The organism is Chryseobacterium sp. SIMBA_029 (assembly GCF_046535275.1).
Classification (GTDB): domain Bacteria; phylum Bacteroidota; class Bacteroidia; order Flavobacteriales; family Weeksellaceae; genus Chryseobacterium.
Genome location: NZ_JAWRXA010000001.1, coordinates 323,515 through 343,380, shown reverse-complemented (window position 1 = coordinate 343,380; position 19,866 = coordinate 323,515). Strand labels below are relative to the sequence as shown.

The window sequence follows — 19,866 nt, the reverse complement described above, 5'->3', positions numbered from 1 at the left end:
TGTATTGATGATAAAGATTAACGACGAACTTCAATACTCTGTTTCAGATACTCTTTTTGTATTTGCATTAGATTCGGAAGCAGGAAAAGTTTTTGATGATAAAAATAAACTGGTTACCGGTATTGGCAAAGTAAATGCCGCTATCGAACTGACAAAAGAAATTCATCTCAGAAGACCTCAGTTAATTGTCAATCTGGGTTCAGCAGGCAGCCAAAGTTTTCAGAAAGGCGAGGTAGTATGCTGTACAAAATTTATCCAACGCGACATGGATGTCAGAGGACTTGGATTCAGTTTGTATGAAACACCACTGTCCGGAATTCCTCCCGTTTTGGAATATGGCTACCAGATGCAAGGTTTACACGAAGGAATTTGTGGAAGCGGAGACAGTTTTGAAATGAATCACTCCGAAACAGAGTATACGATTGTAGATATGGAAGCCTATCCGCTGGCTTTAGTCGCAATGAAGGAAAATATTCCGTTTCTGTGTTTAAAATACATTTCAGACGATGCAGGAAGCGATGCCGCAGATGATTGGGCAGTACAGGTGCATTTAGCCTCCGAGGCTTTTAAGAAAATATTATTCTCATAATTTATCAACAAATCCTGAAGAAAAACTTCAGGATTTTATTTTCTATTTGTATTTTTACGTTTCTTCGTCCACACTATGAAAATTACTTTTTACCAGCCGGTTCATCCTATTCTTAAAAAATATATGGAAGGATATTATTTCATGGAAAAAGACGAAGTTCATGAACCGGTCCGATACCTCACATTTCCGGATAATTATTTTATTCTGTCGGCTTGTCAGGATGTAGTTATTACTCAGGATAAAGGCTGGCTGGAAATCCATAGGTCTTCTTCGGAAAATGTGGTGATTGACTTTGTTTCCCGATGTACCGTGCCTACTGAAATTTGTTATGTGCAGTCCGTTAATGAAATTACCGTTTATTATAAACCGTTAGGGATGTATCATTTTTTTGAAGCTGACAGCGCTGAAGATCTACGGCAGAAGATCCACCTTTCAGATTTTAAAGAAATCATGAAAGATATTCTAAAGGAAACTGAAAGGAAAAAACAGATTGAAATGCTGGAAAACTACTGGATTTCAAAATTCCAACAGAAAACATTAAAATTGCCATATACAATCCTTGAAGATTTTGAGTCTGAACTCAGTATTGAAGAAATTGCTGCCAAAAACAACATTACCAGGCAGTACCTCAATAAAATCTCGAAACGCTATTTAGGAAAACCGGCCTCCGAATTCAGGAAAATCCAGAGATTCCGTAACGTGCTGATTTCAAATAAAAAGTCCAGGAACCTCACAGAGCTTTCCTATGAACATCTTTTTTATAACCAGTCGCATCTTATTAAAGATTTTAGAGAGCTGACCAAAATAAGTCCCGGAAAGTTCTTTGAACATGTGGATACAGAACAGAATACGATCTGGCTGTTTATTTAAGTTTCCATTTTTACAATGTTCGTGGTTTTCATTGAAATACTTTTGTCTAAACATTATAACCTAATTTCAAATGAAAAAATTGTTAGTTGGAGCTTTCCTTTTCCATTCCTTATTTTCTTATGCACAGAGAAATAATGATGCAGCTATGTTTTCTGATATTACACAGAAAGTGAAGAACTACTATGTGGATCCGGGCGCTTACAAAAAGGTGGATTCTTTATTTCAAAGCGAATCTAAAAAAGAGTCCTTTACTCAGTTAAACAAAAAAGATTTAGCAGCATTTCTCACGCAAAAATTAAGAACGGTAACTGATGATAAGCACTTTTTCATAAAATATCTTGAAAACTATACCCCTGAAAAACCTATCAATGTAAAAGAACGTGAGCAATCAGATAATTTCCACAACAGCCTCTAAAATTTCGGTTTTGAACAAGTTCAGCGTTTGAAAGGAAACATCGGATATATTAATTTTAAAGGGTTTGCAACCGTTGAATCCAGCAAAAAAATATTAGCAGCCACGATGGATTTTGTGGCCAATACCAATTCTCTGATCATTGATCTTAGGGAAAACGGGGGCGGAGATAATGAGATGCTTCTTTTATTTTGCAGCTATTTTTTTGATCAAAAAACAGAATTGTATACGACCTATTTCAGACATACCAATCAAACAGTACATAACTGGACACAATCTAAAGTTTCCGGGCAGAAATATCTTCATAAAAAAATCTACATTCTTACCAGCGGAAAAACTTTTTCTGCAGGAGAAGCACTTGCTTACTTTTTGCAGCAGTATAAATTAGCTGAAATCATTGGCGAAAAAACAGGCGGTGCAGCGAATCCGGTAACAGATTTCATCATACAAAATCAATATTTACTGCTTGTTCCGGCAGGAAAAATAACAGCTTCTATCAGCGATAAAAACTGGAATCATACAGGAGTAATTCCTGATCAGGAAGTAAAAGCTGAAAATGCTTTACAAACAGCGCATGCCAGGGCTTTGAAAAATATTTTACAGACAAACACAAAAACAGAATTAACCATACCCGAAATAAAAAATCTTATTAATACATTAGAGCAATAAATGGATCAAATGTCATCAATCATCATTCATACAGCAGGAATAAAAGATCTTGAAACCATCCAAAATATTGGCAGGCAGACTTTCTCTGAAACTTTTTCAGAAAATAATTCTGAGGAAGCTATGAAAAAATACCTTGAAGAAAGCTTCAGCACAGAAAAAGTGCAGTCAGAATTAAATAATCCTGATTCTCATTTCTTTATTGCCTGGGAAGAAGATAATCCGGTTGGCTATTTAAAAGTAAATTCAGGAAAAGCGCAGACAGAGATGCAGGATAAAACCAGTCTTGAAATTGAACGTATTTATGTTAAAAAAAGCCATCATGGCAAAAAAGTAGGTCAGCTTTTGTATGATCAGGCACTGGAAACAGCACGCAGCTTACAAAAATATTATCTGTGGCTCGGTGTTTGGGAACATAATGAAAGAGCTTTGAATTTTTATAGAAAAAATGGATTTACAGAGTTCGACAAACATATATTTGTACTGGGTGACGATGAACAGACCGATCTGATGATGAAAAAAGTAGTAGATTAAAATAAAATAGAGTGAAAGAATTTTTAGAACAGATTAATCAATACTATCCGCTGTCAGATAAAACGGTGGCCGCACTTGCTGATATCTGCTCCACAGAAAAATACGATAAAAACACATTACTTTTGGAATCCGGGGCAATGGCGAGGTCGTATTATTTCATTAAATCCGGACTGGTGGGCTATTACACAACAGATGAACAGGGAAATACTATCTATAAAATTTTCTTTGAGGAAAACAGTTTTGTAGCTTCAACTTCGGCTATTATTAAAGCAGAACCCAGCGATTTTAATATCATTGCTTTGGAAAACTGCACCGTGATACAATATCCGGCTAGAGCATATAGAGATTTACTCCATCAATACCATGATCTCGCATTATTTCACATGCATTATTTAGAGAAAAACTGGGTCGTCAAAAAAGAACCCCTTGAAATATCTTTAAAATATGAAACGGCAAAACAGCGTTATCTGTTGTTACTTGAAAATACATCATTGTACAACCGGCTGAAACAGCACCATATCGCTTCCTATTTAGGAATTACACCCACCCAGCTGAGCCGTATAAAAAAAGAAATATAGTCACAAAAGCTTCAACATATGTTGAAGCTTTTATATTTTATCTGAGGTAAGTTTGTAGCAGCGAATTCAATTAATTATTAAACAGTTATCATATGAAAAAGGTAATGACCGTCGTATGGGTGTCAATAAGCTTTGCCCAGACTTTTGCTCAGAAAATAATCCATCAGGAAGTTTTCAGTGCAAAAATGAACAAGAAGATCAAAATAGTAATTATTACTCCCGATCTTAAACCCAATGTCACCTATCCATCAGTATACATTCTTCACGGGTATAGCGGAAATCCGGACAGAATCATCAAGCAGGATATTCCTGATCTCGTAAAGAAAGCACAGGAATACAAAACCATATACATTCTTCCGGATGGAAACTTTAATTCCTGGTATGTAGACAGTCCTGTAGTGAAAGATTCCCAGTATCAGACTTTTATAGGAAAAGAGCTGGTAGATTTTATAGACAAAAATTATCCCACGAAAGCAGAGAAAAAATCCCGCGGAATCTTAGGATGGAGTATGGGAGGCTATGGAGCTACCAATATCGGTACCTCTTACAATAAAACATTTGGCATTGTAGGAAGCTCTTGTGGTGCTTTGGATCTGACTTCTTTCGGAAAAGCATATACAGGATATCAGGTGGATAAAGTCCTTGGACCTATACAATCATTGCCTGCAGGGTTTATTACAGATAACAAAGTAAAAATCATGGCGGAAGCCGATCAGCATTATATTTTTGACTGTGGAACGGAAGATACTCAGATGATTGAGCAAAACAGGAAATTCCATAATAAGCTTACAAGCCTTAAGATTGAACATTTATATATCGAATCATTAGGTGAACATAATCCGGCTTATTGGAGCCAGTCATTATCCAATCAGCTCACACTTTTTGAAAAATATTTCAGATAAAAATAACTTTATATAAATAATAGTAAAGTATATAATTACAGATTATTATGATTTACTATTTATATTTAAATAGATGCAATAAATCCTTTCTAAACATTACGTTTAAAAAGGATTTATTATTAAAAAAAATCAACTATTTCAGATCTACTGGAAATTTTTAAAGTTTTTTCCCAGATGTTCTTCGATCACAAAAAATGGATCTTCCGTAAGTGTATGAGCCCTCATGTCCATTAAACTTACCTTGCTCATCATCCTGAGCATGATCCTTTTTTCACAATTGAGTTCAACACCATTTACATTTTTCACGCCGGCCCGGAATGCAGACCTTCCGTGAGCACATAAATGGTTGTTAACGAGGATAACATCCCCGGCCTGAGGAGTAAAATCTGAATAAATCAAGTGCTTGGCTTCCTGCCAAAACTTATTCAGGGCATGATGGGCCAGATCAGTCTGTTGTATGCTGGGATTGAATAATTGCTCCGCAGCATCGAAACGCATAAAAGGCAGCTTCTGATTCCCATACAGCACCGCATCCAGTGTTTCCGTTTCTTCCTCTTCATTTTGTAGATTCGCATCCTTGGGAATTTTAAAAATAGGATCGAATAAGGGCCTGAAATCCTCCCGTATCGACTCATGAGAGCGGATCGAGTAGAGAGTAGAAGGTACCTGCTCTTCATTACGGACATACATAAAACTCAGGAAATCTGCCTGATGTTTCAAAAACGCATCTTCCGTATGCACATACAAATCAGTTGCAGATCCTGATCCCGTTTGGGTTTCACGCATCTTGTCATCCGGAATGATTGCATGGATCAGACCTCCACCTTTACGCTGTGAGTAATACTGCACAGGTTTGGAGGGAAGTCCACCATGCAGCAGGGCACATGCAAACCCATATGCATTGAATTTCGAATAGTCCGCTGACTGCCAGTTTGCAGGTGTATTTCCTATTTTCTCCTGATCGATATCAAAAAGACCTTTGAAAATAAGTGCTCCATACTGATCCTTTGAAAAATCGCTGGAAAAATCGGCTAATTTCTTAAGAAGGCGATCCGGCAAGAAGTAGGAGGCAAGCTGATGGACCTGCGTTACAAATTCCCGGTTTTCGAAACTTCCGTATTTCTTTTCAAGATAATCTGCCGCTTCTCTGATCATCCTACGTTCATCATCTGTAATATTTATGGCTACGGGAAGCAATCTTTCTTCTGTCAGACTGCTTTCTTCTAAAATTTTTAGAGAATTCATTAAAAAAAATTTTGTGTTAAGATTAAAATATTATATTTGTTTTTAATTATTCTAAATAACAATAGCGTTGTCAAATTTATGAATTATTCATTAATGAACAAATAAAAAAACATGTTTTTTAAATTTTAACACATTGACTTATAACTATATAAGCAAAATGTTTAAGTATGAACTATGCGACTGAAAATTAATAAATCATCATTACAAATAAGATATGAACAACCAAAATATACCTCTCGAAGAGGTGATAAATGAAAGCTTGACTCACTTTTCGGGGAAATTTGAGAATATTTTCCATCAGGATAATTATGATCATTATAGATCGGCACTGAATGATACGCTGGATCTAGTAGGGAAGTTTCTTTATAGAAATAATAAGCCTTTCAGTGGTATAGAAGCCGTAAAAATGAAAAAAATGGTTCAGCATATTGATCTGAACCAGAAATTATCTTCTTATGAAGAGCTATTGAGCGAAGTAGATGATATTTATGTAAAACATGCGACTGCTTTTCACCTTCCTCAATATGTTGCCCATCTTAATTGCCCGATTGTCATTCCTGCACTGGCAGGAGAAATCCTTGTAAGTGCCATTAATTCTTCACAGGATACCTATGATCAGAGTGCGGGCGGAACTTTCATGGAAAGAAAACTGATTGACTGGACCGCTGAAAAAATCGGTTACACTACTGAAAGTGATGGTGTTTTTACTGCAGGAGGATCTCAAAGTAACTTAATGGGATTGGTGATGATGCGGGACTGTTTCTCTCAGAAAAATTTAAACCATAACATTAAACAAGACGGACTTCCCTCTGAAGCAGGTCGTTTCCGGATCTTTATTTCCGATAAGGCACATTTCAGCAATTCAAAAAATGCGTCCATTATGGGCTTGGGTGAAAAATCCATCGTTAAAGTGCCTACAGATGACCGTTTCCGGATGGACATCACCCTGCTTACCAAGTATATGAAAAGAGAAATCCTGATGGGAAATATTCCTATCGGAATCATTGCTACCGCAGGAACTACGGACTTTGGAAATGTTGATCCTTTGGAGGATATCGCCAATATAGCAGCTCAGCATAACATCTGGATGCATGTGGACGCCGCGTACGGCTGTGCTCTGCTATTAAGCGGAAAATACCGTCATCTGTTGAATGGCATTGAAAAAGCAGATTCTGTAACCATTGATTATCATAAATCATTCTTTCAGCCGATCAGCAGCAGTTCTTTTATTGTTAAAAATAAGAAGGAACTGCGAATTCTGAAACACCATGCAGATTATCTGAATCCTGAAGAAATGGATGAAGAAGAAATTCCTGCCCAGATCAATAAATCCATCATACAGAGCACCCGAAGGTTTGATGCCTTAAAACTTTGGTTCACCCTGCGAATGATGGGGAATGATGAGCTTGCTGAATATACCGACACCGTGATTGATCTGACAAAAGACGTGGCAGAGATCATTACAGACGATTTTGAGTTTGAACTCCTGTCTGATTCAGACCTGAGCGTGCTGGTATTCCGCTATTTGAGATCCAATATAGAAGATTTGAATGCATTGAATCAATACATAAAAATGAAACTGTTCTACAGCGGTGAAATTCTGGTCGCCAGTACCAAAGTGGACGGTAATTTCTATCTGAAGTTTACGTTCCTCAATCCAATTACAACCACAGAAGATATTCGTCAAATTTTAACTAAAATCAAACTACATGGAGAAGACTTTATTGCAGGTAAGCACCTCTAAACAGACGGCAGAAGAAATTACATTCCGTATTCTGCTGAATGGGCTTCTAAGGGAATTAGGAAACGGTAAATTTTATGAAGGCGTTCCCATTTATGACCTTCTTACTGCGCGGGCTCTTCAAAAAAGCAAGTATCCGCTTCATATAAAATTTGAGTGTGAAAAAAGTGAATTGCAGGTATTTGCTCCTGTTTCTTACCGGTCAGAAAGTGCTTTCCACGAATATGGATTTCCCATCTGGGCGGTTGACCGCAATAATGAAAAGGTTTTTGAACTGGAAATGGATCAGCTGATTGCCCTGATTTATAAAGAGTTTTCAAACCGCTTTAATGAAGAAGGATTCGATCGTTTTATCGAAAGAATCCACAGCAGTACCAAAAATCTGGAATTGACGATGGCTGTCTATTCAGAGAACGATGACCCATTAACCTATTCGTTTATAGAATCGGAACAGGAGCTTCCGGTGGGACACAATCTGCATCCTTTCACGAAATCGAGAATGGGATTTTCCAAAGCGGAACAGATCAATTTTGGTCCGGAATTTAAAAAAGGAATGCAGCTGGAGTATTTCCTGGTCAGCAAAGATCATGTAGAAGCCTATGCTGTATTGCAAGAATCGGCAAAGAAGGTTCTGCAAGATATGGTTTCTCTGCCGGAAGATTTTGAAAATACCTGGCTGAAAGATGGTGAACAGCTTTCTGATTTCTATCTGATTCCATGTCATCCTTGGGAAGCTCAGCATTTTTTATCGACTAAAGTATGTTCGGAAATGACCAGATACCGCACGTTGATTTACGTTGGGGCGTTGGGTGAAAAATTCTATTCAACCTCTTCGATAAGAACGGTGTACAACGAAAATTCCAACTGGATGCTGAAATTTTCAATGCATGTTCTTTTGACGGGCTCGGTAAGAATCAACAGTGAAAAAGATCTGAAAAGAGGGTATGCATCATCCATCTGGTGGAACCATGTAAGAGTTCCGTTTGAAAAAGAATTTGAGCAGTTCAAATTATTGCTGGAGCCGGCAACGGTGAGTGTTTATTTTAATGGAGAAACTGTTGATAGTCTTAACCTGCTGATTCGTGAAAATCCATTTCAACCCAAAGATAAAGTCCTGCTGCTGGCAAGGTTATGTCAGGACGAACCCGGGGATGAAAGTTTCATTCAGCGTTTCTTTACAGATGTTTCCGAAAAACGAGGAACAGGGCTGGAAGAGACCGTTACCAATTGGTTTGAAAAATATATTTCTTTATTACTTTCTCCCTTAAACCATCTTTTCAGCCGTTATGGAATGGCTCCTGAAGTTCATCAGCAGAATTTACTCATTGCATTGGATGATCAGCTGATGCCTGAAACTATTTTTGTAAGGGATGGCCAGGGTTATCTGATCCGGGAAAGTGCTAAAGAACAGTATCAGATCCTTTTACAAAATTATCCGGAAATTGGAACACTATTTATCAGAGACGAACGTCTTTTAGATATTATTTCCCATCATCTTCTGGTCAGCAATCTTTCCGCACTTATTGCATCGTTGGGTAAAACAGGATGGATAACCGAAAGAAAACTGATCAATATCCTATACAAAGAATTTGAAAAAATCCATCAGGAACATCCGTCAGAGCTTACAAAATATGCTGTGGAAAACCGCTATTGGGGAACAAAATCAAACCTGAAATCTGCGGTTCTTGATATGGATGGCGGAGCCAATGCAGCGGCGTTATCCTACGCAAAAGTTCCGAATCTTCTTCATAAATACTACTATTCGGATCAGTTAATTCAGCCGAAAGGAAATGATGTTTTCTTTAGCCGGTATTTCGCCAAAGAAGATGTAACCATTACTATTCGCCCTGTGAATGTGGATACCGATCTGGAAATGCTTCATGAATGGTTTAACCGGGAACATGCCATTAAGATCTGGCAAATGAACTGGCCGATTGAGGTTATTGAAGACTATTACCGCACAATGCTGCCGGGAAATGAGGCTCACAGCTATATTATCCTCAGCAATGGTGAACCTTCATGCAATATAGAAGTCTACTGGGTTTCAAGAGATATCGTGGGAGATTATTATGAAGTGCTGCCTACCGATTACGGAACGCATCAGTTTATTGCGCCTATTGATCCTAAGAAAAAATATGTATCACCTTCTACACAGTCTATGGTAGATTATGTATTTGCGCAGCCTGAAGTGGGCAAAATGGTAGGAGAGGGCTCGGTAGATTCTTTAGCTTCCATGATGAATAAAGCGCATGTTGGTTTTAAGATCGAAAAGGTCATTGAAATGCCTCATAAGAAAGCGAATCTTAATTTCTGCTACCGCGAATGGTACTGGGAAAAATTTCCTCAAAATAAAAACATAGAAACTTCAATAAAAACTCCTTCCAATGAATAAGGAACAGGTATATAATGTAATAGGCATCGGGATAGGACCTTTTAATTTGGGTCTTGCCGCTCTTTGTCATCCCATTTCTGAACTGAAAACGCTTTTTCTTGACCAGAGAGACGGTTTTGACTGGCATCCGGGATTAATGATCGATCATGTAACGTTACAGACTCCATTTTTATGTGACTGTGTATCGATGGCTGATCCTACGAATCCTTTAAGCCTTCTTAATTATCTTAAAGAAACCGACAGGCTGTACAAATTCTTTATCCGGGAAAGCTTTTTCATTCCTCGTAAAGAATATAACCGATACTGCCAGTGGGTCGCTGCCCAGATGCCTCAGTGCCAGTTTTCAACACAGGTAATTGATATTGAGTATATAGAGGGGATGTATATCATCACGGCCCAGCACACCAAAACAAAAGAGATCCTGATTTATAAAGCTGAAAGGCTGGTGCTGGGAACCGGAACACAAGCTCATATTCCCTCATTTATTCCAAAAGAAGATCCACGGATCATCCATACCGGAAATTATCTCTACCGAAAAGAAGAGCTTTTATCCAAAGGCAAAAAAATCGCCGTCATAGGTTCCGGACAGAGTGCTGCAGAAGTTTTTTATGATCTTTTACAAAACCGCAGTGAAGATACGGAGCTGGGCTGGTATTCCCGCCCGGACCGGTTTTTCCCTATGGAATATTCGAAACTGACTTTAGAACTGACTTCACCGGATTATGTGGAATATTTCTTCAACAGAACAGAAACGGCAAGAAAAGATATTTTGAGTAAGCAGCAGAGCCAGTTTAAAGGCATCAATTATGATCTGATCAATGATATTTATGATTTCATCTATGATCTGAATATTGATAATGCCGATCCGAGGCTCAGAATTATTCCCAACAGCCAATTGAATAGAGTAGACAACAGCAATCCGGCATCCATGAATCTTGAATTTATCCAACTGGAGCAGCAGGTACCTTATGAGCAGGAAGCTGATTACGTCATTCTGGGAACTGGATACCGTTATAATGAACCTTCATTTCTGAAGAATATCCAATCCAGGATTAAAAGAAATTCTACGGGCTTATATGGCGTCAATCGGAATTACACAATCGACCAGAACGGCAGTGAGATCTATGTACTGCATGCCGAGGTTCATACACACAGCTACATTTCTACCGATTTGGGAATGGCTGCTTACCGGAATGCCTACATCATCAATGATATCCTTGGAAGAGAGCATTATAAAATTGAAAAGAAGATCGCTTTCCAGGATTTTGATGTGGAGAAATATGCTTCATTACCAACCACCACACATTTTTAATTTACTATTATGAATAACACGTTAAACCATACCCCAATCAGCCAGAAAAACTGGAAACAGGCTAACAGAGATCTGATGGCCAAAACCATTGCAGAATTAATGCATGAAGAACTACTGAAACCTGTCATCGATTTTGAAGATGAAGAAGGCTATACCGTTTTCAGGCTTGAAACAGGAAAAGAAGGTATCGCCTACAGTTTCAGAGGTCAGAAAAGACTGATGGATTACTGGCATATTGACACCGAAAGCATTCAAAAACAGGAAAACGGAACAGCAGATTTTTCACTCGATGTTCCCGAATTCTTTGTAGAAATGCAATCTGTATTTGATCTGGATGCCCATACACTGGCCAGATATACTGAAGAATTGCTTCATACGTTGTATTGTGATGCCCTGATCCTTGAAAAAGGCATTATGCCTTCAAGAGATTTGGCAGGAGCAGGATATCAGGCAACTGAACATCAGATGAAAGGTCATCCATGGGTAATTGTGAACAAAAGCCGATTAGGTTTTTCTCCTACCGACCTGCAGGCTTTTTCTCCCGAGGCAGATCAGACCGTACAGGTATTATGGCTGGCAGCGCATGAAACAAGATCCAGCTTTCAGGCCTTGAATCACATTCATAAAGAAGAATTTTACCGCTCTGAAATAGGAAATGAATTGTATGAGCAGTTTAAGCAGCAACTTGCAGAGAAAGGTAAGTTAATTAATGAATATAACCTGATTCCTGTACATCCGTGGCAGTGGGAAAACAAGCTGATCATTCATTATGCGGGAGATATTGCCAACGGTCTTTTGATCCCTTTAGGACAGGGAAATGATGCGTACAGTCCGCAACAAAGCATCCGGACCTTATTCAACGTTAATCATCCTGAAAAGCGATATTTAAAAACAGCGGTTTCCATATTAAGTACCGGAAACATCCGTGGACTTTCTCCTAAACAAATGACGATTGCTCCATCCATTACCGATTGGGTAAAAGGACTGATACAAGATGATGCTTATCTTGCTTCAAAAGGAACCATATTTTTGGGAGAAGAAGCGGCTACCACCTATTTTCATCCACAATACGCGGCTATTCAGAGTGTTCCGTATCAATATAATGAGTTTTTGGGTGCTTTGTGGCGTGAAAGTGCAGATTCTTACTTAAAAGAAGGTGAAGAAATGGTTACCATGGCCTCTTTGCTGTATGTAGACAATCAAGGAGTTTCTCTGGTACAGGCTTTTGCTGAACAGGCAGGAATAAGCGTTACAGAATGGGTGACCCGTTATCTGGATGCCTATCTTACGCCGCTGCTCCATATTTATTATACCCATTCTTTATGTGTGACGCCACATGGAGAAAATATTATGCTGGTCCTTAAAAATGGAGTTCCACAAAGGATTGTCATCAAAGATTTTGTAGATGATATCGTATTGACCACAGAAGCCAGAGAGAAACTGCCGTCCCATTTGGCAGACGGACTGATTCAGTCTTCAAATAAAGACAATGTTCCTTTATTTATCCTGTTAGGAGTTTTTGATGCCTTCTTCAGGTACTTATCGGATGTTCTGCACAGCACTTCAGATTGTCAGGAAGACCAATTCTGGAACCTGGTTCATGACTGTATAGAAAGTTATAAAAATGATAATCCGCATCTGCAGGAAAGGTATGCGAAATACGATCTGTATGTTCCGACTTTCAAAAGATTTTACATCAACAGTCTGCGTCTGAAAAATAATGGATACAGTGAAAATAAAGCCTTTGCTATTCCAAAGAAAGACGGAGCATTGCCTAATCCGCTGTATCATGTATCTACAAAAAATATAAACTCAGTTGCTGCGATATGAAAAAGTTCTTACGGCTTCTCAGAGAAGGACCGTTATTTATCTACGGAGCACTGGCCGGAAAAAAGGTTGAACTGACTTCCGGAAGCATCAACCGTTCTATATTCAGCTTAGCCATTCCTATGGTGATGGAGCTGGTGATGGAGTCTGTTTTTGTAAGCGTTAATCTGCTGATCATCGCCAGACTGGGAGATCAAGTACTGGCACTCGTTGGGATTACGGATAACTATGTCAATTTTGCCTACGCCATTGCTGTAGGATTAGGAATTGCCGCAGCAACATTAACCGCCCGGAGAGCTGGTGAAAAAGACAGGGAAGGTATGGGACAAACGGCTCAGTACGTCATTGTACTGGCTTTTGTCTTCGCCTTGTTGATAGGAGGTCTGTCGTGTTATTTTGCCGCTGAGATTGTAGATTTCCTTGGGATTAAATCAGATATTGTAAGCACAGGTCTTCCATTTTCACGACTGGTATTTTTAAGTATCGGGCTGGTGATCATCCGTCTTTCGATCAACGGGCTTTTCAGAGGGGCAGGAGATGCTGATCTCGCAATGAAATCTCTCTGGATCTGCCATATTTCGAATATCCTGATGGCGGTAGTTCTTGTCTTTGGGCTCGGTCCGGTTCCTGCCTTTGGGTTGATGGGACTGGCGTATGCTACGGTAGCCTCACGATTGCTGGCGGTGATATATCAATTTTTTATTCTTCTTTCCAACAGGACAAGCATCTGGATATGGATTCCATTTACAGCAGACATTCCGTTGCTGAAGAAAATATTAAAAATAGCCTTTGGTGGATTGGTTCAGTACATTATTCCAACTTCCAGCTGGCTGATTATGGTAAAAATCATTGCTACTTTCGGGACTACGGCACTGGCAGGATATATTATTGCACAGCGCGTGGCATCCATTGCTACAATGCCTGCCTGGGGAATTGGAAATGCCGCCGGAGTGCTGACAGGACAAAATCTGGGAGCCGGAAATGTAGACCGTGCAGAAAAAACAGTTTGGCGTGCGGGAGGTATTAATATGACGTATCTGGTAGCGGTTGCTCTATTCTGGCAGCTGGCCGCAGAACCTATTGTCAAAATATTCACCCAAGAACCTGCTGTGGCAGCCTATGCCGTACAGTATATCCATGTGGTTTCCATGGCCTATCTGCTCCTTGGTTTTACCATGGTGATCAGCAGGGCACTGAATGCCGCCGGGAATATTATGCAGGTTACGCTGCTTTACATCATCATGTTTTACATCATTCAACTGCCGCTGGCTTATCTGCTGGGCGTCAGGTTTCAATGGGAATTAAAAGGAATATTTACTGCGATTGTGTCTTCGGAAATTGTACTTGCCGTACTTTTCTTACTGATCTTCAAAAACGGTAAATGGAAAACAATAAAAATTTAGAAATGAACACTACAGAAAAACTTTATGAAATTATAGCAGCAGCCATTGCTGTACAACCGGAAATCATCAGAGAGGATCTCGCTTACCAGGAAATTCCTGAATGGGATTCTATGTCTCACCTCTTAATTGTAGAAGCGGTGGAAACCCATTACCAGATAAAATTCGAATTTGATGACATATTTGATATGGGAACGATTGGGAAAATTCGTGAAAAAATAAAAAAATACGAAGCACTTATAGAAATTTAGACGCATGAAATTGTTAGAAAACATCATTGCCAACAGAAGCCTCTCCTTTGTAGAGGCTTCCAGTGGTAAAAGTGTTCCCGTAGGAACATTGTACCGTTCATTAGGCCTGAATCCTGTAGAAAAAGGGTTGATCTTTTTATACAACGATAATCAGGTATCCAGTATCGAAGTCCTGCTTAATTTTTATGGTACGCAACACACAATTGCCATCCTCGGACAGAAGCTTCATCCGGAATTTAAAATCCGCATGGAAAAAGAATACCGTCCGAAATATATTTATGATCCTGGACGAAGTGAAATTGAAGGCTACGAGACAAAAGATTTCTCAGAAACCATAAGCATTTTTGTGAAAGAAGAGTATCAGGATGAAGTTACCATTCATCCTGAGATAAAAATCCTGTTGAGCACTTCCGGAACTACAGGTATTCCAAAACTGGTGAAACTTTCGGATGATAACCTGTATCAGAATGCATTGAGCATTCTCCAGTATATGCCTATCCGGGAGACTGATGTGGTTCCTTTAAATGTGCCCATTAATTTTGTGTACGGATTATCTATTTTCACGACCAATTGTATGCGCGCCGGGAAAATAGTCTGTACCGATAAAGATATTATGCAGAAAGCCTTTTGGGAGGAGATGGAAACTTTCGAATACAGTACGCTGGGCGGAGTTCCTTATCTGTATGAAAATCTTAACCGACTTGGATTCTTCACAAAAGATAACAAAAGTTTACGCTATTTAACCCATACCGGAGGCGTAATCAATGAAGCACTCAGAAAAACAATCTTCTCTTACTGCCATCAGTTTGAAAAAGAATTCTTTGCCCAGTACGGACAGACAGAAGCGGGTGGAAGAATGGCCTATTTAACAACAGCCGGACTTCTGGAAGAGGAAACTTCTATCGGAACCCCTGTGCATGGCGGAAGCTTTACCATTGATGAAGACTCCGGTGAACTGCTCTTTTCACATCCCGGAATATCTGGTGGCTATGCCAATACGCTGAAAGATTTGGAAACTTATCAGCAGCCTGCCGTTTTACCGACAGGAGATACCGCCATAAAAGGACAAAACGGGCTTTACTATATTACAGGACGTATCAAACGAATCATGAAACTTTTCGGGATTCGTCTTAATCTGGATGAGGTAGAGTTTATCCTTAAAAATGCACTTAACGGAAACACGGTGGTCTGCCTGAATTCCAACGATAAAAAAATCATCGTTCTCTATGACAACAAAGACATTGATCCTCAAATAATTACTGAGACTATAAAAAATAAACTGCGTATTAACCCCCAATATGTACGTGCCGAGTATATTGAATCTTTTCCTCTATCACAAAACGGAAAAATAAACTATCCACTGTTACAAGAATTACAACATGAAAACATTTAGAACCCTTATATTACTTTTACTTTTTGTCTGCTTTCCACTTATTATCTCTGCCCAGCAGAATGAACGTGTTCACGGTAAAATAATGCTGTCTGAGAAAGTGCCTGTAAAAAATGCGCTTTTAAGACTCGTAAATACGCCATATCAGGCAAAAACCAATAATTTAGGAGAATATTATTTTGACAATGTGCCACCTGGAGAATATAGTCTTCAGGTGGTTTTAAATGATATTGAACTCACACGAGAAACCATTCGTATTGAGAAAGATGTCTATGAAATCCCGACTTTTTACACCAATGCAGAAAACAATGTCATCGAAGGAATTACGGTGTACGCCTTCAGCAGAAATAAATTTCTGGATAAGGACAGTATTTCGATTGCTAAAATGCCATTGAAAAATTTAGAAAATCCCCAGATGTATACCAGTATCAATCAGCAGATCCTGAAAGAACAGCTTGTATATGATGTTTCTGATGCCTTAAAAAATGTTCCCGGTATTGTAAAAATGCAGGGAAGTCCCGGAAGAGCCGGAGATGGAAGCTTTTATTATAATCTGAGAGGATTTCCTACCAGAGTTTCTATGGTAGATGGCGTTCCTGCCACCACTAACTCAGAAATTGATCCTGCCGATATTGAACGGATAGATGTCATCAAAGGACCTTCCGGTACCCTGTATGGTGGAGCAGTTACTTCTTTTGGAGGATTGATCAATGTAGTGACTAAAAAACCGAAAGACTATTTTGGCGGTGAGGTTTCTTACCTGCTGGGAAGTTATAATCTGAACCGTGTTACGGCTGATGTTTACGGACCTATTACCGATTCCCGGAAAACATTATTCCGTTTGAATGCGGCGTATCAGTATCAGAATGGATTCAGAGATTCAGAATTTAGAAAATCAATGTTTGTAGCTCCTACATTGAGCTATCAGGTGAATGACAAATTAAAGTTCAATTTGGGCGCCCAGATTTACACCTATGAAGGGACTAATACTCCCATCATCTTTTTGCCCAGAAATAGAAAATTCATTGCAACCACTCCGGATGAGCTTGGATTTGACTGGAAAAAGTCTTATTCCAATAATGATATGACTTTAAAATCTCCTTCTATCAATGTAAAAGCTGAGGTTAATTACAAGATTTCAGATCAATGGAATTCTCAGACTTTACTCTCAAGAAACTACAGAAAAACGGAAGGGTTGTATCAGTATCAGTTCATGAGAGGAGTTACAAGCGATGAACTTTTAGAGCGTAATGTACAGTGGCAGAATTCCGAAGGGGCATCTACCAGCGTTCAACAGAACTTTAACGGAGAATTTAAAATAGGAACCGTTAAAAATAAAGTTCTTGTCGGGTTAGATTATTTAAATCAATCTTTGAATAATAACCATTCTCCCATTACCGTATTTGACAATGTTGATGCGAAAAGCTTAGCCGGTTATGGAACGATCTCCAAAGATCTGGCATTGAAAAGAATTCAGGATTTTACCGAAGCTGCTATCAAAGCAGGTAAATTACCTTTGGTAAGAAATACCGCATCCAGCAATATATATGGAGCTTATATTTCTGATGCGGTGTATATTACAGACCGTTTGATTACTTTGGTAAGTTTACGTTTTGACCATTATGAAAGCAAAGGACAGCTTGATCTGAATACGAATATCAATACGGGAACATTCAATCAGAATGCATGGTCTCCCAAAGTAGGCTTATCGTATCAGATCTTTAAAGAACGTTTATCAGCATACGCCAATTACATGAATGGTTTCAGTAATACGGCTCCGGTTTCTCAGCCGCTTGCAGATTATAGTGGAGATTTCAAACCTCAAAGGTCTAACCAGTGGGAAGTAGGGGTAAAAGGAAATCTTTGGAGGAATAAAGTGAATTTCACGGTAGGATATTATGACATTTTAGTTGATAATATGTTAAGAGTAGATGCAGTGGTTCGTGACGGGAAAAACTATACTATTACGATCCAGGATGGAGAACAGAGAAGTAAAGGTATTGAAATTGAAACCATCCTGAACCCAATCCAAGGTCTGAATGTTATGGCTGGATATTCTTACAACGACAGTAAATTTGTAAAAGCTGCATCTACAGTAGATGGCCGTCGCCCGTCATCTGCAGGGCCTGCCAATGTATTTAATTCATGGATCAGTTATGTATTACCAATTAAAGGATTTCAGGGGTTAGGTCTGGGCTTTGGAGTGAACCGTGTGGGTGAGCAGATTACTGTAGATAATGCGACTACCGGAAAGTTTACATTCCCGGCGTATACGTTAATCAATGCTTCCCTATCTCTTGAAAAAGAAAGATACAGACTAGGTTTTAAAATGAATAATTTGGGCAATGCACAGTATTTTGCAGGACAGGGTGTTGTCGTAGCACAGATGCCCCGCAATTTTGTGGCTGAGGTAAGCCTTAAATTTTAAAAATGAAACTTAAATTCAGAAAAATTGCCTATCAATTACATCTATGGCTCGGATTAACGTCCGGGCTCATAGTGGTAATTATAGCGGTTACAGGATGTATTCTTGCTTTTGAAAAAGAATTAAAACATACCTTTTATCATGAAAAATATTTCGTTACCTCCATAAAAAAACAAAAACTGCCCTTATCCAATCTTAAAATGAAAGCAGAACTGGCTCTGCCTGATGGATTAAAGGTGAACAGAGTAGAAATCGCTGCTGACTACTCCCGAAGCTATGTATTCCGGTCGTTGAAAATGGACAATGGAGCATTAACGTATTGGGGATCATATATTTATTATTACAGAGTATATGTAGACCCTTACACCGGAAAAGTTCTTGAACTGGAAAATACAAAACAGGATTTTTTTGAGATTGTCATGGATCTTCACAGAAGATTGCTGCTGGGAGAAAAAATAGGCAAAGCAATTACAGGATATGTGACGCTTATATTTGCCATTATCCTTTGTTCCGGGCTGGTCATCTGGTATCCCCGCAAAATGAATAAGAATATGCTGAAAGGAATGTTTTTCATCAAAACATCAGCCAACTGGAAAAGGATTAATTATGATGTGCACAATGTCTTAGGATTTTATGCAGCCATTCCGTTGCTTCTTATTTCATATTCTGCCGTGATCTGGAATTTTGAAGACATAGACCAATGGGTAAAGAAAACACTGAATGGCAATACACCTACCGAGCAGAAAGCTAAAAGCGTAATCCCTTCCGGGGAATTATCAGCTTCAAAACATATTTTGGATATGATTGGGAGAAAAGTTGAACAACGCCTGCAAAATAAAGAATCAGCGTTAATCAGTTTTCCACGAACGGAAGAAGGCACTTATTATGCAGAGGTAACCTACGGTGATAAACAATACCAAAATGAACAGTATAATTTTGATCAGTACTCAGGGAAAATTATAAAATACCAATTCTATAAAGACAAGAATATAGGATATGGCACTGCATTAAGAGAACGTAATTATGACCTGCACACCGGAAGTATCTTCGGAACTACCGGAAGATTCATTTATCTTTTTGCAGGCATTATTGCGGCATCACTTCCAATTACCGGATGTATTATTTGGTGGAATAAAAAGAAGAAAAGTAAAACGCCTAAGAAAAAGAAAAAATAACAATTATTGATAATGAACGGATTGTCTTGTATCAGCATTTAAAAGCAAATACAAGAAATAAAATCTACGAAAAGTGTAAGGTCATCTTTACACTTTTCTTTTTTATACGAATATGTAAAATCTGAATTATTTTTTCTTCAAACTTCAATCAAAACAA

General features: G+C 38.7%; 17 protein-coding genes. 16 read left to right on the top strand and 1 reads right to left on the bottom strand.

The window, feature by feature from the left end; translation table 11 throughout:
* Positions 1 to 7 precede the first annotated feature (7 nt).
* The 7 genes from SB679_RS01640 to SB679_RS01610 all read left to right on the top strand — a co-directional run bounded on the left by SB679_RS01640 (position 8) and on the right by SB679_RS01610 (position 4,551).
* Positions 8 to 589 (top strand): nucleosidase, encoded by a 582-nt coding sequence (locus tag SB679_RS01640; protein ID WP_410700500.1) that lies wholly within the window; start codon positions 8 to 10, stop codon positions 587 to 589.
* Positions 590 to 664: 75 nt separating this feature from the next.
* Positions 665 to 1,459, top strand: a complete 795-nt coding sequence (locus SB679_RS01635) for a helix-turn-helix domain-containing protein (protein ID WP_410700499.1) — start codon at positions 665 to 667, stop codon at positions 1,457 to 1,459.
* 70 nt (positions 1,460 to 1,529) lie between these two features.
* A complete protein-coding gene (locus tag SB679_RS01630) occupies positions 1,530 to 1,874 on the top strand; it encodes a hypothetical protein (protein WP_410700498.1) in 345 nt (114 codons plus the stop codon).
* 27 nt (positions 1,875 to 1,901) lie between these two features.
* Positions 1,902 to 2,540 (top strand): S41 family peptidase, encoded by a 639-nt coding sequence (locus SB679_RS01625; protein ID WP_410700497.1) that lies wholly within the window; start codon positions 1,902 to 1,904, stop codon positions 2,538 to 2,540.
* Positions 2,541 to 2,549: 9 nt separating this feature from the next.
* Positions 2,550 to 3,071, top strand: a complete 522-nt coding sequence (locus SB679_RS01620; protein ID WP_410700496.1) for a GNAT family N-acetyltransferase — start codon at positions 2,550 to 2,552, stop codon at positions 3,069 to 3,071.
* A gap of 11 nt (positions 3,072 to 3,082) precedes the next feature.
* Entirely contained in the window at positions 3,083 to 3,649 is a 567-nt protein-coding gene (locus SB679_RS01615) for a Crp/Fnr family transcriptional regulator (protein ID WP_410700495.1), read from the top strand.
* 92 nt (positions 3,650 to 3,741) lie between these two features.
* A complete protein-coding gene (locus SB679_RS01610; RefSeq protein ID WP_410700494.1) occupies positions 3,742 to 4,551 on the top strand; it encodes an alpha/beta hydrolase in 810 nt (269 codons plus the stop codon).
* Positions 4,552 to 4,695: 144 nt separating this feature from the next.
* Here SB679_RS01610 and SB679_RS01605 read toward each other — a convergent pair whose 3' ends face one another.
* Entirely contained in the window at positions 4,696 to 5,796 is a 1,101-nt protein-coding gene (locus SB679_RS01605; RefSeq protein ID WP_410700493.1) for a TauD/TfdA family dioxygenase, read from the bottom strand.
* Between the two features lie 214 nt (positions 5,797 to 6,010).
* Here SB679_RS01605 and SB679_RS01600 point away from each other — a divergent pair, with 214 nt between their 5' ends.
* From SB679_RS01600 to SB679_RS01560, 9 genes are read left to right on the top strand one after another with little or no spacing between them, the layout of a single operon-like run.
* Entirely contained in the window at positions 6,011 to 7,540 is a 1,530-nt protein-coding gene (locus SB679_RS01600; RefSeq protein ID WP_410700492.1) for a pyridoxal phosphate-dependent decarboxylase family protein, read from the top strand.
* Complete coding sequence (locus SB679_RS01595) at positions 7,506 to 9,929, top strand: GNAT family N-acetyltransferase (protein WP_410700491.1); 2,424 nt, start codon at positions 7,506 to 7,508, stop codon at positions 9,927 to 9,929. The genes SB679_RS01600 and SB679_RS01595 overlap by 35 nt, the downstream gene beginning before the upstream one ends.
* Positions 9,922 to 11,241: a lysine N(6)-hydroxylase/L-ornithine N(5)-oxygenase family protein gene (locus tag SB679_RS01590; RefSeq protein WP_410700490.1), complete on the top strand. Its 1,320-nt coding sequence runs from the start codon at positions 9,922 to 9,924 to the stop codon at positions 11,239 to 11,241. The genes SB679_RS01595 and SB679_RS01590 overlap by 8 nt, the downstream gene beginning before the upstream one ends.
* Before the next feature lie 9 nt (positions 11,242 to 11,250).
* Positions 11,251 to 13,071 (top strand): IucA/IucC family protein, encoded by a 1,821-nt coding sequence (locus tag SB679_RS01585; protein WP_410700489.1) that lies wholly within the window; start codon positions 11,251 to 11,253, stop codon positions 13,069 to 13,071.
* Positions 13,068 to 14,471, top strand: coding sequence for an MATE family efflux transporter (locus SB679_RS01580; RefSeq protein WP_410700488.1), 1,404 nt, complete (start codon positions 13,068 to 13,070; stop codon positions 14,469 to 14,471). The genes SB679_RS01585 and SB679_RS01580 overlap by 4 nt, the downstream gene beginning before the upstream one ends.
* Positions 14,450 to 14,719, top strand: coding sequence for an acyl carrier protein (locus SB679_RS01575; RefSeq protein WP_410700487.1), 270 nt, complete (start codon positions 14,450 to 14,452; stop codon positions 14,717 to 14,719). Before SB679_RS01580 ends, SB679_RS01575 begins: the two co-directional genes overlap by 22 nt.
* A 4-nt stretch (positions 14,720 to 14,723) precedes the next feature.
* Positions 14,724 to 16,112, top strand: coding sequence for an AMP-binding protein (locus tag SB679_RS01570; protein ID WP_410700486.1), 1,389 nt, complete (start codon positions 14,724 to 14,726; stop codon positions 16,110 to 16,112).
* A complete protein-coding gene (locus SB679_RS01565) occupies positions 16,099 to 18,537 on the top strand; it encodes a TonB-dependent siderophore receptor (RefSeq protein ID WP_410700485.1) in 2,439 nt (812 codons plus the stop codon). Before SB679_RS01570 ends, SB679_RS01565 begins: the two co-directional genes overlap by 14 nt.
* 2 nt (positions 18,538 to 18,539) lie before the next feature.
* The gene (locus SB679_RS01560) at positions 18,540 to 19,709 is read left to right on the top strand and encodes a PepSY-associated TM helix domain-containing protein (RefSeq protein ID WP_410700484.1); all 1,170 of its coding nucleotides are present in this window, start codon (positions 18,540 to 18,542) and stop codon (positions 19,707 to 19,709) included.
* Positions 19,710 to 19,866 lie beyond the last annotated feature (157 nt).